Origin of the sequence: Hyphomicrobium sp. CS1GBMeth3 (genome assembly GCF_900117455.1) — a bacterium.
Classification (GTDB): Bacteria; Pseudomonadota; Alphaproteobacteria; order Rhizobiales; family Hyphomicrobiaceae; genus Hyphomicrobium_C.
The window spans coordinates 1312362-1326537 of record NZ_FPHO01000002.1 but is presented as its reverse complement, the minus strand read 5'-3'; the positions used below and the strand labels follow the sequence as shown (position 1 = coordinate 1326537).

The following is a 14176-nucleotide window of genomic DNA, read 5'->3' as shown; positions in this document are numbered from 1 at the left end:
AAGTTCCAAGGCGGCTCGCCCGGGAGTGAGCCCTAAGATTGAAGCGAAGGACTAGGACACATGTCCCGTCGTCACAGTGCAGAAAAGCGCGAAGTCAATCCGGATCCGAAGTATTCTGATCTGGTGCTGACCAAGTTCATGAACGCCGTCATGTCCGACGGTAAGAAGTCGGTCGCCGAGCGCATCGTGTACGGCGCGCTGGAGCGTATGGAGAGCAAGGCGAAGTCCGATCCGGTCGCCATGTTCCATCAGGCGCTGGACAACGTCATGCCGGCGGTCGAGGTTCGCTCGCGTCGCGTCGGCGGCGCCACGTACCAGGTTCCGGTCGAAGTTCGCACTGAGCGCCGTCAGGCTCTCGCCATCCGCTGGATCATCACTGCAGCCCGTGCGCGCAACGAGAACACGATGGTTGAGCGCCTGTCGGGCGAGCTGCTGGACGCCGCCGCCAACCGTGGCACGGCCGTCAAGAAGCGCGAAGACACGCACAAGATGGCGGACGCCAACCGGGCGTTCTCGCATTACCGCTGGTAAATCGCGCGGCTGAGCAAAGGGAAAAGCGCGGTTGCGGAGTAGGCAACCGAAGCGCAAAGGGAAAGACAGATGGCCCGCCAATACCCCATCGAGGACTACCGCAACTTCGGCATCATGGCCCACATTGATGCCGGCAAGACGACCACGACTGAGCGGATCCTCTACTACACCGGCAAGTCCTACAAGATCGGCGAAGTCCACGACGGCGCCGCGACGATGGACTTCATGGAGCAGGAGGCTGAGCGCGGCATTACCATTACGTCTGCCGCGACGACCTGCTTCTGGGTGGACCGCAACGACAAGAAGCACCGCCTGAACATCATTGATACGCCGGGCCACGTCGACTTCACCATCGAGGTCGAGCGTTCGCTGCGCGTGCTCGACGGCGCCGTGTGCGTTCTCGACTCGAACCAGGGCGTCGAGCCGCAGACCGAGACCGTTTGGCGTCAAGGCGACAAGTACAGCGTTCCGCGCATCATCTTCTCCAACAAGATGGATAAGACCGGCGCGGACTTTTACATGTGCCTTGCCGACATCAAGGAAAAGCTCGGCGCGCGCGCTGTGCCGTTGCAGATTCCGATCGGCGCTGAGAGCGACTTCAAGGGCGTTGTTGACCTCATCAAGATGAAGGCCATCACCTGGGAAGGCGATGGCAAGGACGCCAAGATGGTCGAGTCCGAGATCCCGGCCGATCTCGCCGACAAGGCTGCCGAGTTCCGCGCCGCCATGATCGAGGCCGCCGTCGAAATGGACGACGCCGCGATGGAGGCTTACCTCGAGGGCAAGGAGCCCGACGAGGACACCATTCGTAAGCTTATCCGCAAGGCGACCATCACCCGCGCCTTCTATCCGATGATGTGTGGGTCGGCCTTCAAGAACAAGGGCGTGCAGCCCCTTCTCGACGCCGTCGTCGACTTCCTGCCGAGCCCGCTTGATCGTGAGGCCTACAAGGGTATCGATCCGAAAACCGGCAAAGACCTTCTGCGCAAGCCGTCCGACAGCGAGCCGCTGTCCATGATCGCCTTTAAGATCATGAGCTTCGAGCACGTCGGCTCGATTACGTTCTGTCGCATCTACTCGGGCAAGCTCGAGCAGGGCATGGCGCTCGCCAACACCTCACGCGACAAGAAAGAGCGCGCCGGCCGCATGTATCTCATGCACGCCGCCGACCGCGAGGAGATCAAGGAAGCCTTCGCTGGCGACATCGTCGCCCTGCAGGGCATGAAGGATATCCGCACCGGCGAAACGCTCTGCGATCCGAACAACCCGGTGATCCTTGAGAAGATGGAGTTCCCTGAGCCCGTCATCAATCTGAAGATCGAGCCCAAGACCAAGGCCGACCAGGAGAAGATGGCGATCGCGCTCAACACGATGTCGGTCGAGGATCCCTCGTTCCGCGTATCCATCGACCCCGAGAGCGGCGAGACCATCCTGAAGGGCATGGGCGAGCTTCATCTCGACATCAAGGTCGACATCCTGAAGCGCACCTACAACGTCGAGGCTAACGTCGGCCAGCCGCAGGTTGCCTACCGCGAGACGCTGGCTCGCCCGGCGGAGATCGACTACACGCACAAGAAGCAGACCGGCGGCACCGGCCAGTTCGCCCGCGTCAAGCTCAAGCTCGAGCCGAACGAGACCGGCAAGGGCAATGCTTTCGAGAGCACGATCGTCGGCGGCTCCGTCCCGCGCGAATACATCCCGGGCGTCGAAAAGGGCGTCAAGTCGGTGTGGGATTCGGGCGTGCTGATCGGCTTCCCGATCGTCGACATGAAGGTCACGTTGTTCGACGGTGCCTTCCACGAGGTTGACTCGTCTGCGATCGCATTCGAGATCGCCACCCGCGCGGCCATGAAGGAAGGCTGCGATAAGGGCGGCATCAAGATCCTCGAGCCGATCATGGACGTCGAGGTGGTGACGCCGGGCGATTTCGTCGGCTCCATCATCGGCGACATCAACTCGCGGCGCGGCCAGATCCGCACCCAGGAGATGCGCGGCAACGCGACTGTCATCCGGGCCTACGTGCCGCTCGCGAACATGTTCGGCTATGTGAGCCAGCTCCGGTCGATGTCGACGGGGCGCGCATCCTACACGATGCAGTTCGCGCACTATGCCGATGTGCCGCGCAACGTGGCGGACGAGGTCAAGGCGAAATATGCCTGAGCCGGCACCCCGGCTGAGGCGAGGAGATCCGGTAGCAACCGGCAGCAATTGAAAGACGAGTTAAGGAGAGCCACCCATGGCCAAGGCGAAATTCGAGCGCAACAAGCCGCACGTCAATGTCGGCACCATCGGTCACGTCGACCACGGCAAGACCACGCTCACCGCAGCACTGACGAAGGTTTCGTTCGATCGCGGCTGGACCACGACGGCGATCAGCTACGACAACGTTGCCAAGGCGTCTGAGAGCCAGGGCCGTCGCGACCCGACGAAGATTCTCACCATCGCCACCTCGCACGTCGAATATGCGACGCCGAACCGCCATTACGCACACGTCGACTGTCCCGGCCACGCCGACTACGTGAAGAACATGATCACCGGCGCTGCCCAGATGGATGGCGCGATCCTGGTCGTGTCGGCCGTTGACGGCCCGATGCCGCAGACCCGCGAGCACATCCTGCTCGCCCGCCAGGTCGGCGTGCCCTACATCGTCGTCTTCCTCAACAAGTGCGACATCGTCGATGACGCCGAGCTGCTCGACCTCGTCGAGATGGAAGTGCGCGAGCTGCTCTCCAAGTACCAGTTCCCGGGCGACGACACGCCGGTCATTCGCGGCGCCGCCGTGAAGGCACTCAATGGTGAGAAGGGCGAACTCGCCGACGAGGCGATCATCCGCCTCTACGAGGCCCTCGACACCTACATTCCGCTCCCTGAGCGTCCGAAGGATCAGCCCTTCCTGATGCCGATCGAAGACGTGTTCTCGATCTCCGGCCGCGGCACCGTCGTCACCGGCCGTATCGAGCGCGGCGTCATCAAGGTCGGCGAGGAAGTCGAGATCGTCGGCCTCACGGACACCAAGAAGTCGGTTGTCACCGGCGTCGAGATGTTCCGCAAGCTGCTCGATCAGGGCGAGGCCGGCGACAACGTCGGCTGCCTCCTGCGCGGTATCGACAAGGAAGCTGTCGAGCGCGGTCAGGTTCTGGCCAAGCCCGGCTCCGTGAAGCCGCACAGGAAGTTCAAGGCCGAGGCGTACATCCTCACCAAGGAAGAGGGTGGCCGTCACACGCCGTTCTTCACCAACTACCGTCCCCAGTTCTACTTCCGCACGACCGACGTCACCGGCGTCGTGACGCTGCCGGAAGGCACGGAGATGGTGATGCCGGGCGACAACATCGCCGTGGACGTCGAGCTCGTCTCGCCGATTGCCATGGAAGAGAAGGTGCGCTTCGCAATCCGCGAAGGCGGCCGCACCGTTGGCGCCGGCGTCGTCACGAAGATCGTTGAGTAGCAGAAAAAAAGAGGCGCTCGAGAGGGTGGCGGCAACGCCGACAACACGAGCGCTTCTCTCATTTAGCGGGTCAAGACAATGAACGGCCAGAATATCCGTATCCGGCTCAAGGCGTTCGACCATCGTATTCTCGATGCGTCGACGCGTGAGATCGTGAACACGGCGAAGCGCACCGGCGCGGAGGTTCGGGGTCCGATCCCTCTGCCGACCCGTATCGAGCGCTTTACCGTCAATCGCTCTCCGCACGTCGACAAGAAGAGCCGCGAGCAGTTCGAGATGCGCACTCACAAGCGCATGCTCGACATCGTGGATCCGACGCCGCAGACGGTCGACGCGCTGATGAAGCTCGACTTGGCCGCGGGCGTGGACGTGGAAATCAAGCTCTAGAGGATGCCGCGCCGGGCGGGGCTCTCCGCTTGGGCTGCGAATAATGAAGGAAGGAATGCGAGACATGCGTTCCGGAGTGATTGCACAGAAAGTCGGCATGACCCGCATCTTCACGGAAGCGGGTGAGCACGTGCCTGTGACGGTCCTGAAGCTCGAGAAGCTGCAGGTCCTTTCGCAGCGCACCGCCGACAAGAACGGCTACACGGTGATCCAGGTCGGCGCCGGCACGCGTAAGCCTTCGCGGCTGACGAAGTCGGAGCGCGGGACGTTCTCCGTTGCCACCGTCGAGCCGAAGCGCAAGCTCGCTGAGTTCCGGGTCAGCCCCGAGAACCTGATCGAGGTTGGCGCCGAGATCACCGCCGACCATTTCGTCCCCGGCCAGTTCGTGGACGTCACCGGCACCACCCAGGGCAAGGGCTTCCAGGGCGCCATGAAGCGCTGGAACTTCGGCGGTCTGCGCGCAACGCACGGCGTCTCGGTCGTGCACCGCTCGCACGGCTCCACCGGCCAGCGTCAGGACCCCGGCAAGGTGTTCAAGGGCAAGAAGATGGCGGGCCATCTCGGTGATGAGCGCGTCACCACGCAGAACCTCGTCGTCGTTAAGACCGACGTCGAGCGCGGCCTGCTGATGATCCGTGGCGCGGTTCCTGGCTCCAAGGGTGGCTGGGTCATCGTGCGCGATGCCGTCAAAAAGAAGGCCCACGCTGATGCGCCGTCGCCCGGCGCCTTCAAGCCGGCGAATAAGGAGAAGGCGTGATGAAAGCCACCGTCACGACGCTCGAGGCGAAAAAGGCCGGTGAGGTTGATCTCGCCGATGCCATCTACGGGCTCGAGCCTAGGCCGGATATTCTGCATCGCATGGTGCGCTGGCAGCAGCTGAAGCGCATGGCCGGCACGCACCACGCGCAGGACCGCTCGGAAGTCTCGGTCACGGGCAAGAAGGTCTACAAGCAGAAGGGCACCGGCGGTGCTCGCCACGGTGACAAGTCGGTCCCGCAGTGGCGCGGCGGCGGCAAGGCGTTCGGCCCCAAGCCGCGCAGCCATGCCATCGACCTGACCAAGAAGGTTCGTGCACTCGCGCTCCGTCACGCACTGTCCGCCAAGGCCAAGGCCGGCGAGATCGTCGTGCTCGACGCGGCACAGTCGAAGGACGGCAAGACGGGCGCGCTGAAGAAGCAGTTCGCCGAGCTCGGCTGGAAGAGCGCGCTGATCATCGACGGTGCGTCGCTGGATGACGCGTTCGCCCGCGCGGCGCGCAACATCCCGCACATCGACGTTCTGCCGATTGCCGGCATCAACGTCTACGACATCCTGCGCCGCGAGAAGCTCGTGCTGACCAAGGCCGCAGTCGAGGCGCTGGACGTGCGTTTCGCTGACGTGAAGGCCAAAGCCGCGGAGGCGAAGTGATGAGCAGCAACCTCAAGCATTACGACGTCATCCTGTCTCCGGTGATCACCGAGAAGGCGACGGCGGTTTCCGAGGCGAACCAGGTGATCTTCAAGGTCGCTTCGGGCGCCAACAAGTCCGATATCAAGGCCGCCGTCGAGAGCCTCTTCAAGGTCAAGGTGAAGGCCGTCAACACGCTCGTGCGCAAGGGCAAGCGGAAGGTTTTCCGCGGCATTCGCGCTCAGCAGAGCGACGTTAAGAAGGCCATCGTGACGCTCGAGGAAGGCCACTCGATCGACGTCACGACGGGTCTTTAAAGGAGAGCCGATCCCATGGCATTGAAGACATACCGTCCGACGTCCCCGGGTCTCCGCCACCTGGTTCAGGTCGACCGCTCGAACCTCTGGAAGGGCGCGCCGGTCAAGATGCTGACCGAGGGCAAGCGCAAGACCGGCGGCCGCAACAACGACGGACGCATCACCACGCGTCATATCGGCGGTGGCCACAAGCAGTCGTATCGCCTGATCGACTTCCGTCGTCGCAAGCACGACGTGGTCGCCACGGTCGAGCGTCTTGAGTACGACCCGAACCGCACGGCTTTCATCGCCCTCATCAAGTACGAGGACGGCAAGCTCTCCTACATTCTGGCGCCGCAGCGCCTGGCCGTTGGTGACCAGGTCGTCTCGGGTGCGAAGGTCGACGTGAAGCCCGGCAACGCCATGCCGCTGTCGGCCATGCCGATCGGCACCATCGTGCACAACGTCGAGCTGAAGCCGGGCGCGGGCGGCCAGATCGCGCGTTCGGCTGGTGCCTTCGTGCAGCTCGTCGGCCGCGACGCCGGCTGGGCGATCCTGAAGCTGAACTCCGGCGAGACCCGCAAGGTGCGCGCCGAGTGCTTGGCATCCGTTGGCGCCGTGTCGAACCCGGACCACACCAACGAGGTGACCGGCAAGGCTGGCCGCACGCGCTGGAAGGGCAACCGTCCGACGGTGCGCTCGATCGCCATGAACCCGATCGACCACCCGAACGGCGGCCGTACCAAGGGCGGTAAGCACTGGGCGACGCCGTGGGGCAAGCCGACCAAGGGCTTCAAGACCCGCAAGAATAAGCAGACCGATAAGTACATCGTCAGAAGCCGCGCGAAGAGCAAGTAAGCGCGCGCAGAGAAGACGACTGAGGAGATACGAGAGTGACACGCGCAGTTTGGAAAGGCCCGTTTATCGACGGCTACCTTCTCAAGAAGGCCGAGAAGGTGCGTTCGTCGGGCCGCAATGAGGTCATCAGGACCTGGAGCCGTCGCTCGACGATTTTGCCCCAGTTCGTAGGGCTGACGTTCGGCGTCTACAACGGTCAGAAGCACGTACCGGTGAACGTCACCGAGGACATGATCGGGCACAAGTTCGGCGAGTTCTCGCCGACGCGTTCGTTCCATGGTCACGGCGGCGACAAGAAAGCAGCGGTGAGGAAGTAATGGGCAAGCCGAGCCGGGAAAGGAGCCTCTCTGAAAAGGAGGCCCGCGCAGTCGCGAAGAACCTTCGCGTCTCGCCGCAGAAGCTGAACCTCGTCGCGGGTCTGATCCGCGGCAAGAAGGTCGACAAGGCGCTCGCTGACCTCGAGTTCTCGAGGAAGCGCATTGCCCAGGACGTTCGCAAGTGCGTGATGAGCGCCGTTGCCAACGCCGAGAACAACCATGATCTCGACGTCAACGCGCTTGTCGTGTCGGAAGCCTACGTCGGCAAGAACCTCGTCATGAAGCGCTTCGCGGCCCGCGGCCGCGGCCGCGGCTTCCAGATCAAGAAGCCGTTCTCGCAGATCACCGTCGTGGTTCGCGAGACCGAGGAAGAGGCCGAGACGCCCAAGGCAAAGGCTAAGGGCAAGGACGCTGGCAAGAAGGCCGCGCCGAAGAAGGCCGCCAAGAAGCCGGCCGCTAAGGCTGAGGCTGCTGTGGCTCAGAAGGAGGCCGAGTAATGGGTCACAAAGTCAATCCCGTCGGCCTGCGCGTCGGCATCAACCGCACCTGGGACAGCCGCTGGTTCGCCCGTCGCGGTGAGTACGGCAAGCTCCTTCATGAAGACCGCGCCATCCGCGCCCACATAATGAAGCAGCAGCGCACCGCCGGCATCTCGAAGGTCGTGATCGAGCGCCCGCACAAGAAGTGCCGCGTGACGGTTCACACGGCCCGTCCTGGTGTGCTGATCGGCAAGAAGGGCGCCGACATCGAGAAGCTGCGCAACGAGCTGTCGCGCTTCACGTCCTCCGAGGTTCACCTGAACCTGCTCGAGGTGCGTAAGCCCGACATCGACGCCACGCTGGTTGCTGAGAACATCGCCCAGCAGCTCGAGCGCCGCGTTGCGTTCCGCCGCGCCATGAAGCGCGCCGTGCAGACCGCGCTGCGTGCTGGCGCCGTCGGCATCCGTATCAACGTCGCGGGCCGCCTCGGCGGCGCCGAGATCGCGCGTACGGAGTGGTATCGCGAGGGTCGCGTGCCGCTGCACACGCTGCGCGCTGACATCGATTTCGGCTACGGCGTCGCCCAGACCGCCTACGGCGTCATCGGCATCAAGGTTTGGATCTTCAAGGGCGAGCTCATGGAGCACGACCCGATGGCATCCGAGCGCCGCGCCACCGAGGGTGCCGGCGACGGCACGGGCGGCCGCCCCCGTCGTGAGGACGGCGAGCGCCGCGAGCGTCGCGGTCCCCGCGGCGACCGTGGAGGCCCCCGTGGCGGCGGCGAGGCTGCGCAAGGACAGGAGACGGCCTGATCAAGGCTGAAGGACAAGAACCATGCTGCAACCGAAGAAAACCAAGTTCCGCAAGCAGTTCAAGGGCCGCATCCACGGCGCTGCGAAGGGCGGCACGACGCTGAACTTCGGCTCGCACGGACTCAAGGCCGTGGAGCCTGAGCGCGTCACCGCACGTCAGATCGAGGCCGCGCGCCGCGCCATCACGCGCCACATGAAGCGCGCCGGCCGCGTCTGGATCCGCATTTTCCCGGACGTGCCGGTGACCAAGAAGCCGGCCGAGGTCCGCATGGGCTCCGGCAAGGGCGGTATCGAGCTGTGGGTTTCGCGCGTGAAGCCGGGCCGCATCATGTTCGAGCTGGACGGCGTGCCGGACCAGATCGCGCGTGAGGCGCTGACGCTGGGCGCCGCCAAGCTCGGGATCAAAACGCGTATTGTGACGCGCATCGGCTAAGGCTGAGAAGCGCGAAGGACAAGGAACACGACGATGAAGGCGGGTGATTTGAGGAGCATGACGCTCGATCAGCTCGACGATCAGTTGGCGAAGCTGAAGAAGGAGCAGTTCAACCTGCGCTTTCAGAAGGCGTCCGGCCAGCTCGAGAACACGTCGCGTGTGCGCCAGGTTCGCCGCGACATCGCGCGCGTGCTGACGCTCGCGACGCAGAAGCGGGGCGGATCGGCCTCGAAGTCGAAGTCTGGCGCGTAAGGAGAGAGAACGATGCCGAAGCGCGTCCTGCAGGGTGTGGTTGTTTCGAACAAGAACGACAAGACCATCGTCGTCGAGGTGGAGCGCCGTTACACGCATCCGCTTCTGAAGAAGACGGTCCGTCGTACGAAGAAGTACCACGCTCACGACGAGTCCAACACCTTCAAGGAAGGCGATCGCGTCGAGATCCAGGAGTCCGCTCCAATCTCGAAGCTGAAACGCTGGGTGGCGGTCGAGAAGGCTTGATTTTTGAGTGGTGCTAGGCCGCACGGCGGAACCGGCACCGGGACGAAACACGATTTGAAGCCGCGGATTGCGCGGCAGGAAGAGAGACGGTGCGATGATCCAGATGGAGACGAATCTCGACGTCGCTGACAATTCGGGCGCGCGGCGCGTTCAGTGCATCAAGGTGCTGGGCGGCTCGAAGCGCAAGTACGCCACCATCGGCGATACCATTGTGGTGTCGGTGAAGGAGGCGATTCCGAAGGGCCGCGTGAAGAAGGGCCAGGTCATGAAGGCCGTGATCGTGCGCGTCGCCAAGGGCGTGCGCCGTCCCGACGGCTCGCTGATCCGCTTCGACCGCAACGCCGCCGTCCTGATCAACAACCAGGGCGAGCCGGTCGGCACGCGTATCTTCGGACCGGTCACGCGCGAGCTGCGTGCGAAGAACCACATGAAGATCGTCTCGCTTGCGCCGGAGGTGCTGTAATGGCGTCGCTTAAGATCAAGAAGGGCGACAGCGTCGTCGTTCTCACCGGCCGCGACAAGGGCAAGCGCGGCGAGGTGATCGAGGTGCGTCCGAAGGAGAACCGTGCGGTTGTCCGCGGCGTCAACGTCGTGCGGCGCCATCAGCGCCAGACCGCATCGCAGGAAGGCGGCATCATCTCGAAAGAGGCCGCGATCCAGATTTCGAACCTCGCTGTCGAGGATCCGAAGGACGGCAAGCCGACCCGCATCGGCTTCCGCATCCTGGACGACGGCAAGAAGGTCCGCTTCGCCAAGCGCTCGGGCGAGATCATTCCGGAGAAGAAGTAAGCCATGGCCGAGAAGGATAAATCTCAGAAGGCGAAGGCCGGCGGTCCGCCGGCCGGCAAGCCGGGCAAGGAAGTCAAGGCCGCCAAGGCCGCCAAGGCGTCGAAGGCTGATGCTGCTCCGCGTGAGTGGAAGCCGCGTCCGGCTGACTACAAGCCGCGCCTCAAGACGCATTACGAGAAGGTCGTCCGCGGCGCGCTGAAGGACAAGTTTGCCTACGCGAACCCGATGCAGATCCCGAAGATCGAGAAGATCGTAATCAACATGGGCGTGGGCGAAGCAACGGCCGATCGCAAGAAGGTCGACAGCGCCGCTGCCGATCTGGCGCTCATCGCTGGCCAGAAGCCGTTGATGACCAAGTCGACCAAGTCCATCGCTACCTTCAAGGTTCGCGAGGGCATGACGCTTGGCGCCAAGGTGACGCTGCGCGGCGACCGCATGTACGAGTTCCTGGATCGCTTCGTCACGATCGCGCTGCCGCGCGTGAAGGACTTCCGCGGCCTGAACCCGAAGAGCTTCGACGGCCGCGGCAACTTCGCCTGCGGTCTCAAGGAGCACATCGTGTTTCCGGAGATCAACTACGACAAAGTCGATCAGGTTTGGGGGCTCGACGTGATCGTCGTCACCTCGGCCCAGACCGACGACGAAGCCCGCGAGCTGCTTCGCGGCTTCAACTTCCCTTTCCGCAGCTAGAGGACCTCGGCCAACCCAGATCGGGACCCGAAAGGCCTTTGGAGGATATGAATGGCTAAGACGAGCTCAGTCGAAAAGAACAACCGTCGCCGGAAGCTTTCCGCGCAGCACGCTGCGAAGCGTAAGCGCCTGAAGGCGATCGCGGACGACCTCAATCGCCCCGCCGAGGAGCGCTTCGCGGCGCGCCTCAAGCTGGCCGAGATGCCGCGCAACGGCTCCGCCGTGCGCATTCGCAACCGCTGCGAGATCACGGGCCGCGCGCGCGGCTACTATCGCAAGCTTAAGATGTGCCGCAACCAGCTCCGTGAGCTGGCCTCCCAGGGTCTGATCCCCGGCATGGTCAAGTCGAGCTGGTAAGGAGGCGCGAAGCACATGGCAGTGAATGATCCCATCGGCGATATGCTGACACGCATCCGCAATGCGCAGCTCCGTCGCCGCCCCAAGGTTGTGACGCCCGCATCGAACATGCGCGCCCGCGTCCTCGACGTGCTCGCCGAGGAAGGCTACATCCGTGGCTACACGCGGGTTGAGCAGAAGGGTAGCCATCCCGAGTTCGAGATCGAGCTCAAGTATTTCAACGGTCAGCCGGCGATCAAGGAGATCAGCCGTGTGTCGACCCCCGGCCGGCGCGTCTACTCGCCCGTCCGCGATCTGAAGAGCGTCGCCAACGGTCTCGGCGTCGCCATCCTCTCCACGCCCAAGGGCGTGATGTCGGATGCGCGCGCCAAGGAAGAGAACGTCGGCGGCGAGATCATCTGCAACGTATTCTAACCAAGGATGTCGGCTTCGGCCGACATCTCGAGGACAACGGCCATGTCACGCATCGGAAAAAAGCCGGTTCCCGTTCCCGCCGCCGTCACGGCGACGGTTGACGGCCAGACGGTTAAAATGAAGGGCGCCAAGGGCGAGCTGTCCTTTACGCTGCCCGAGGAGATCAAAGTCGAGAAGGATGCCGACGGCATCACGCTCACGATGATCGAGGACACCAAGAAGGCGCGCTCCATGTGGGGCATGTCGCGCACCATGGTACAGAACCTGATCACGGGCGTCACCGAGGGCTACTCGCACACGCTCGAGATCCACGGCGTCGGCTTCAAGGCGGCGCTCAAGGGCAAGGACAAGCTCACGCTGTCGGTCGGCTTCAGCCACGACGTCGAGCACGAGATTCCGGCGGGCGTCGAGGTCAAGGTGGGCGGCGCCAAGCAGGATCAGGTGACGGTCTCCGGCATCGACAAGCAACTCGTCGGCCAGGTGGCTGCCGAGATCCGCGCCTCCCGCAAGCCGGAGCCCTATCAGGGCAAGGGCGTGCGCTACAAGGGCGAGTATATCTTCCGCAAGGAAGGCAAGAAGAAGTAGGACCGAGGCCATGGCCAACAAAGAGAACCAGTTCGAAAGGCGCCGTGCTCGCGTGCGCCGGACGCTGAAGGCCCGCGCCGCCGGCCGTCCGCGTCTGTCCATTCACCGCTCGTCGAAGCACATCTACGCGCAGATCATCGACGATACCGACGGCAAGACGCTGGTCGCAGCGTCGAGCCTCGAGAAGGATCTGCGCGGTTCGCTGAAGACCGGCGCCGACAAGGCGGCCGCGGCTGCCATCGGCAAGCTTGTTGCCGAGCGCGCGGTCAAGGCCGGCGTTACGACGGTTGTGTTCGATCGCGGCGGCTATCTCTATCACGGGCGGGTCAAGGCGCTCGCCGATGCCGCACGCGAGGGCGGCCTCAGCTTCTGATGAAAGGAATTTGACAGTGGCACGTCCAGCATCGAGAGACCGGGGCCGGGAGCGCGAGCGCGAGGAGCGCGACAGCGAGTTTTCGGACAAGCTGGTCCACATCAACCGCGTGGCCAAGGTCGTGAAGGGCGGCAAGCGCTTCGGCTTCGCCGCGCTCGTCGTCGTCGGTGACCTTAAAGGCCGCGTCGGCTTCGGCCACGGCAAGGCGCGCGAGGTGCCGGAGGCGATCCGCAAGGCAACCGAGCAGGCGCGTCGTAACCTGCTCCGCGTGCCGCTGCGCGACGCCCGCACGCTGCACCACGACAGCGAGGGCCGTCACGGCTCGGGCAAGGTCGTGCTGCGCTCGGCCCCTGCCGGTACCGGCATCATCGCCGGCGGCGCCATGCGCGCCGTGTTCGAGATGCTCGGCGTCCATGACGTGGTTGCGAAGTCGCTCGGCTCGACCAACCCCTACAACGTCATTCGCGCCACGTTCGACGCGCTGAAGGAGCAGGAGAACCCCCGCTCGGTCGCCGCGCGCCGCAACAAGAAGGTGTCTGAGATCGTCGCCCGCCGGCGCGACGGCTCCGCCGCCGAGATCGCCGCTGAAGCCTGATCGGCATTAGGCGACGAAGAGATTCGAGAAGGGACCGACCCATGGCAGCCAAGAAGACGATTACGGTCGAGCAGTACCGTAGCGCGATCCGCCGGCCCGAGATCCAGACCAAGACCTTGATCGGTCTCGGCCTGAACAAGCTGCATCGCCGTCGCGTCGTCGAGGACACGCCGGCCGTGCGCGGCATGATAAACAGCATTCCTCATCTCGTTCGCGTCGTCGACGAGAAGGGCAAAGCCTGAGAACGCGGCGCGCGGGAGCTCCAAAGCTTCACCGCGCATCGCGCTCAGCTGAAAGACGAACAAGGAGCTTGAGACCCATGCGGCTCAACGACATCAAGGACAATCCCGGCGCCCGCAAGGGCCGCCTGCGCATCGGCCGCGGCATCGGCTCCGGCGTCGGCAAGACGGGCGGCCGCGGCGGCAAAGGCCAGACGGCGCGTACCGGCGTTGCCATCGGCGGCTTCGAAGGCGGCCAGATGCCGTTGCATCGGCGTCTGCCGAAACGCGGCTTCAACAAGTGGAACCGCAAGGACTGGAACGAGATCAACGTCGGCGCGCTGCAGAAGGCCGTTGACGAGGGCAAGCTGAAGGCCGGTCAGTCTGTCGACGTGACGGCACTCGTCGACGCCGGCATTCTGCGCCGTCCGAAGGATGGTCTGCGCCTCCTTGGCTCGGGAGAGATCACGGCCAAGCTGTCGCTGACCGTGAACCACGCCACTGCGACGGCCAAGGCCGCGGTCGAGAAGGCCGGCGGCTCCGTCAGCGTCATCGAGAAGAAGATTCTCGAGGCCGACGAGGCGAAGCGCAAGAAGTCCGCGGCCAAGAAAGGCGGCACGACGAAGAAGCAGGCTGCAGCGGAGGAATGATAACGACCGCGCGCTGAGCGGCGCGCCGCCTGTGTCGCCCGCCGGTGTGCCGGTGGTGCCGCC

The 14176-nt window shown here is 64.1% G+C and carries 24 protein-coding genes; all 24 read left to right on the top strand.

What is annotated here, in order from left to right:
- The first annotated feature begins 60 nt into the window (after positions 1-60).
- The 24 genes from rpsG (at position 61) to rplO (ending at position 14113) form a co-directional block, all read left to right on the top strand.
- Positions 61-531, top strand: a complete 471-nt coding sequence (rpsG, locus tag CS1GBM3_RS06505) for a 30S ribosomal protein S7 (RefSeq protein ID WP_072392948.1) — start codon at positions 61-63, stop codon at positions 529-531.
- A 69-nt stretch (positions 532-600) separates the two neighbouring features.
- Entirely contained in the window at positions 601-2691 is a 2091-nt protein-coding gene (gene fusA / locus CS1GBM3_RS06500) for an elongation factor G (protein WP_072392945.1), read from the top strand.
- Between the two features lie 76 nt (positions 2692-2767).
- Positions 2768-3976: an elongation factor Tu gene (gene tuf / locus CS1GBM3_RS06495; RefSeq protein ID WP_072392942.1), complete on the top strand. Its 1209-nt coding sequence runs from the start codon at positions 2768-2770 to the stop codon at positions 3974-3976.
- Positions 3977-4054: 78 nt separating this feature from the next.
- Positions 4055-4363: a 30S ribosomal protein S10 gene (rpsJ, locus tag CS1GBM3_RS06490; protein ID WP_023788138.1), complete on the top strand. Its 309-nt coding sequence runs from the start codon at positions 4055-4057 to the stop codon at positions 4361-4363.
- 64 nt (positions 4364-4427) lie between these two features.
- Positions 4428-5120, top strand: a complete 693-nt coding sequence (gene rplC, locus CS1GBM3_RS06485) for a 50S ribosomal protein L3 (protein WP_072393800.1) — start codon at positions 4428-4430, stop codon at positions 5118-5120.
- On the top strand, positions 5120-5770 hold the full coding sequence (gene rplD, locus CS1GBM3_RS06480) for a 50S ribosomal protein L4 (protein WP_072392939.1): 651 nt from the start codon (positions 5120-5122) through the stop codon (positions 5768-5770). The genes rplC and rplD overlap by 1 nt, the downstream gene beginning before the upstream one ends.
- On the top strand, positions 5770-6066 hold the full coding sequence (locus tag CS1GBM3_RS06475) for a 50S ribosomal protein L23 (RefSeq protein ID WP_072392936.1): 297 nt from the start codon (positions 5770-5772) through the stop codon (positions 6064-6066). The genes rplD and CS1GBM3_RS06475 overlap by 1 nt, the downstream gene beginning before the upstream one ends.
- A 15-nt stretch (positions 6067-6081) precedes the next feature.
- The gene (gene rplB / locus CS1GBM3_RS06470; protein ID WP_072392933.1) at positions 6082-6903 is read left to right on the top strand and encodes a 50S ribosomal protein L2; all 822 of its coding nucleotides are present in this window, start codon (positions 6082-6084) and stop codon (positions 6901-6903) included.
- Positions 6904-6938: 35 nt separating this feature from the next.
- The gene (rpsS, locus tag CS1GBM3_RS06465; protein WP_072392930.1) at positions 6939-7220 is read left to right on the top strand and encodes a 30S ribosomal protein S19; all 282 of its coding nucleotides are present in this window, start codon (positions 6939-6941) and stop codon (positions 7218-7220) included.
- Positions 7220-7717, top strand: a complete 498-nt coding sequence (rplV, locus tag CS1GBM3_RS06460; RefSeq protein ID WP_072392927.1) for a 50S ribosomal protein L22 — start codon at positions 7220-7222, stop codon at positions 7715-7717. Before rpsS ends, rplV begins: the two co-directional genes overlap by 1 nt.
- Complete coding sequence (gene rpsC / locus CS1GBM3_RS06455) at positions 7717-8511, top strand: 30S ribosomal protein S3 (protein ID WP_072392924.1); 795 nt, start codon at positions 7717-7719, stop codon at positions 8509-8511. Before rplV ends, rpsC begins: the two co-directional genes overlap by 1 nt.
- Before the next feature lie 22 nt (positions 8512-8533).
- Positions 8534-8944: a 50S ribosomal protein L16 gene (gene rplP / locus CS1GBM3_RS06450; RefSeq protein WP_072392921.1), complete on the top strand. Its 411-nt coding sequence runs from the start codon at positions 8534-8536 to the stop codon at positions 8942-8944.
- 33 nt (positions 8945-8977) lie between these two features.
- A complete protein-coding gene (gene rpmC / locus CS1GBM3_RS06445; RefSeq protein WP_072392918.1) occupies positions 8978-9196 on the top strand; it encodes a 50S ribosomal protein L29 in 219 nt (72 codons plus the stop codon).
- 12 nt (positions 9197-9208) lie between these two features.
- On the top strand, positions 9209-9442 hold the full coding sequence (gene rpsQ, locus CS1GBM3_RS06440) for a 30S ribosomal protein S17 (protein WP_072392915.1): 234 nt from the start codon (positions 9209-9211) through the stop codon (positions 9440-9442).
- 94 nt (positions 9443-9536) lie between these two features.
- Entirely contained in the window at positions 9537-9905 is a 369-nt protein-coding gene (gene rplN / locus CS1GBM3_RS06435; protein ID WP_020087359.1) for a 50S ribosomal protein L14, read from the top strand.
- Positions 9905-10231 (top strand): 50S ribosomal protein L24, encoded by a 327-nt coding sequence (rplX, locus tag CS1GBM3_RS06430; RefSeq protein ID WP_072392912.1) that lies wholly within the window; start codon positions 9905-9907, stop codon positions 10229-10231. The genes rplN and rplX overlap by 1 nt, the downstream gene beginning before the upstream one ends.
- A gap of 3 nt (positions 10232-10234) precedes the next feature.
- On the top strand, positions 10235-10921 hold the full coding sequence (gene rplE, locus CS1GBM3_RS06425; protein ID WP_072392909.1) for a 50S ribosomal protein L5: 687 nt from the start codon (positions 10235-10237) through the stop codon (positions 10919-10921).
- Positions 10922-10972: 51 nt separating this feature from the next.
- On the top strand, positions 10973-11278 hold the full coding sequence (rpsN, locus tag CS1GBM3_RS06420; protein ID WP_072392906.1) for a 30S ribosomal protein S14: 306 nt from the start codon (positions 10973-10975) through the stop codon (positions 11276-11278).
- A 15-nt stretch (positions 11279-11293) separates the two neighbouring features.
- Positions 11294-11692: a 30S ribosomal protein S8 gene (gene rpsH, locus CS1GBM3_RS06415; protein ID WP_072392903.1), complete on the top strand. Its 399-nt coding sequence runs from the start codon at positions 11294-11296 to the stop codon at positions 11690-11692.
- Between the two features lie 42 nt (positions 11693-11734).
- Positions 11735-12277, top strand: a complete 543-nt coding sequence (rplF, locus tag CS1GBM3_RS06410) for a 50S ribosomal protein L6 (RefSeq protein ID WP_072393797.1) — start codon at positions 11735-11737, stop codon at positions 12275-12277.
- A 10-nt stretch (positions 12278-12287) separates the two neighbouring features.
- Positions 12288-12650, top strand: coding sequence for a 50S ribosomal protein L18 (gene rplR / locus CS1GBM3_RS06405; RefSeq protein ID WP_072392900.1), 363 nt, complete (start codon positions 12288-12290; stop codon positions 12648-12650).
- Between the two features lie 16 nt (positions 12651-12666).
- On the top strand, positions 12667-13245 hold the full coding sequence (rpsE, locus tag CS1GBM3_RS06400) for a 30S ribosomal protein S5 (RefSeq protein WP_072392897.1): 579 nt from the start codon (positions 12667-12669) through the stop codon (positions 13243-13245).
- Positions 13246-13286: 41 nt separating this feature from the next.
- Positions 13287-13487 (top strand): 50S ribosomal protein L30, encoded by a 201-nt coding sequence (rpmD, locus tag CS1GBM3_RS06395; RefSeq protein ID WP_072392894.1) that lies wholly within the window; start codon positions 13287-13289, stop codon positions 13485-13487.
- Between the two features lie 77 nt (positions 13488-13564).
- On the top strand, positions 13565-14113 hold the full coding sequence (rplO, locus tag CS1GBM3_RS06390) for a 50S ribosomal protein L15 (protein ID WP_072392891.1): 549 nt from the start codon (positions 13565-13567) through the stop codon (positions 14111-14113).
- The last annotated feature ends 63 nt before the right edge of the window (positions 14114-14176 follow it).

Excerpts from the sequence above, each read along its gene's own strand:
- rpsG (WP_072392948.1), top strand. The coding sequence starts at position 61 with ATGTCCCGTCGTCACAGTGCAGAAAAGCGCGAAGTCAATCCGGATCCG.
- fusA (WP_072392945.1), top strand. The coding sequence starts at position 601 with ATGGCCCGCCAATACCCCATCGAGGACTACCGCAACTTCGGCATCATG.
- tuf (WP_072392942.1), top strand. The coding sequence starts at position 2,768 with ATGGCCAAGGCGAAATTCGAGCGCAACAAGCCGCACGTCAATGTCGGC.
- rpsJ (WP_023788138.1), top strand. The coding sequence starts at position 4,055 with ATGAACGGCCAGAATATCCGTATCCGGCTCAAGGCGTTCGACCATCGT.
- rplC (WP_072393800.1), top strand. The coding sequence starts at position 4,428 with ATGCGTTCCGGAGTGATTGCACAGAAAGTCGGCATGACCCGCATCTTC.
- rplD (WP_072392939.1), top strand. The coding sequence starts at position 5,120 with ATGAAAGCCACCGTCACGACGCTCGAGGCGAAAAAGGCCGGTGAGGTT.
- CS1GBM3_RS06475 (WP_072392936.1), top strand. The coding sequence starts at position 5,770 with ATGAGCAGCAACCTCAAGCATTACGACGTCATCCTGTCTCCGGTGATC.
- rplB (WP_072392933.1), top strand. The coding sequence starts at position 6,082 with ATGGCATTGAAGACATACCGTCCGACGTCCCCGGGTCTCCGCCACCTG.
- rplV (WP_072392927.1), top strand. The coding sequence starts at position 7,220 with ATGGGCAAGCCGAGCCGGGAAAGGAGCCTCTCTGAAAAGGAGGCCCGC.
- rpsC (WP_072392924.1), top strand. The coding sequence starts at position 7,717 with ATGGGTCACAAAGTCAATCCCGTCGGCCTGCGCGTCGGCATCAACCGC.
- rplP (WP_072392921.1), top strand. The coding sequence starts at position 8,534 with ATGCTGCAACCGAAGAAAACCAAGTTCCGCAAGCAGTTCAAGGGCCGC.
- rpmC (WP_072392918.1), top strand. The coding sequence starts at position 8,978 with ATGAAGGCGGGTGATTTGAGGAGCATGACGCTCGATCAGCTCGACGAT.
- rpsQ (WP_072392915.1), top strand. The coding sequence starts at position 9,209 with ATGCCGAAGCGCGTCCTGCAGGGTGTGGTTGTTTCGAACAAGAACGAC.
- rplN (WP_020087359.1), top strand. The coding sequence starts at position 9,537 with ATGATCCAGATGGAGACGAATCTCGACGTCGCTGACAATTCGGGCGCG.
- rplX (WP_072392912.1), top strand. The coding sequence starts at position 9,905 with ATGGCGTCGCTTAAGATCAAGAAGGGCGACAGCGTCGTCGTTCTCACC.
- rplE (WP_072392909.1), top strand. The coding sequence starts at position 10,235 with ATGGCCGAGAAGGATAAATCTCAGAAGGCGAAGGCCGGCGGTCCGCCG.
- rpsN (WP_072392906.1), top strand. The coding sequence starts at position 10,973 with ATGGCTAAGACGAGCTCAGTCGAAAAGAACAACCGTCGCCGGAAGCTT.
- rpsH (WP_072392903.1), top strand. The coding sequence starts at position 11,294 with ATGGCAGTGAATGATCCCATCGGCGATATGCTGACACGCATCCGCAAT.
- rplF (WP_072393797.1), top strand. The coding sequence starts at position 11,735 with ATGTCACGCATCGGAAAAAAGCCGGTTCCCGTTCCCGCCGCCGTCACG.
- rplR (WP_072392900.1), top strand. The coding sequence starts at position 12,288 with ATGGCCAACAAAGAGAACCAGTTCGAAAGGCGCCGTGCTCGCGTGCGC.
- rpmD (WP_072392894.1), top strand. The coding sequence starts at position 13,287 with ATGGCAGCCAAGAAGACGATTACGGTCGAGCAGTACCGTAGCGCGATC.
- rplO (WP_072392891.1), top strand. The coding sequence starts at position 13,565 with ATGCGGCTCAACGACATCAAGGACAATCCCGGCGCCCGCAAGGGCCGC.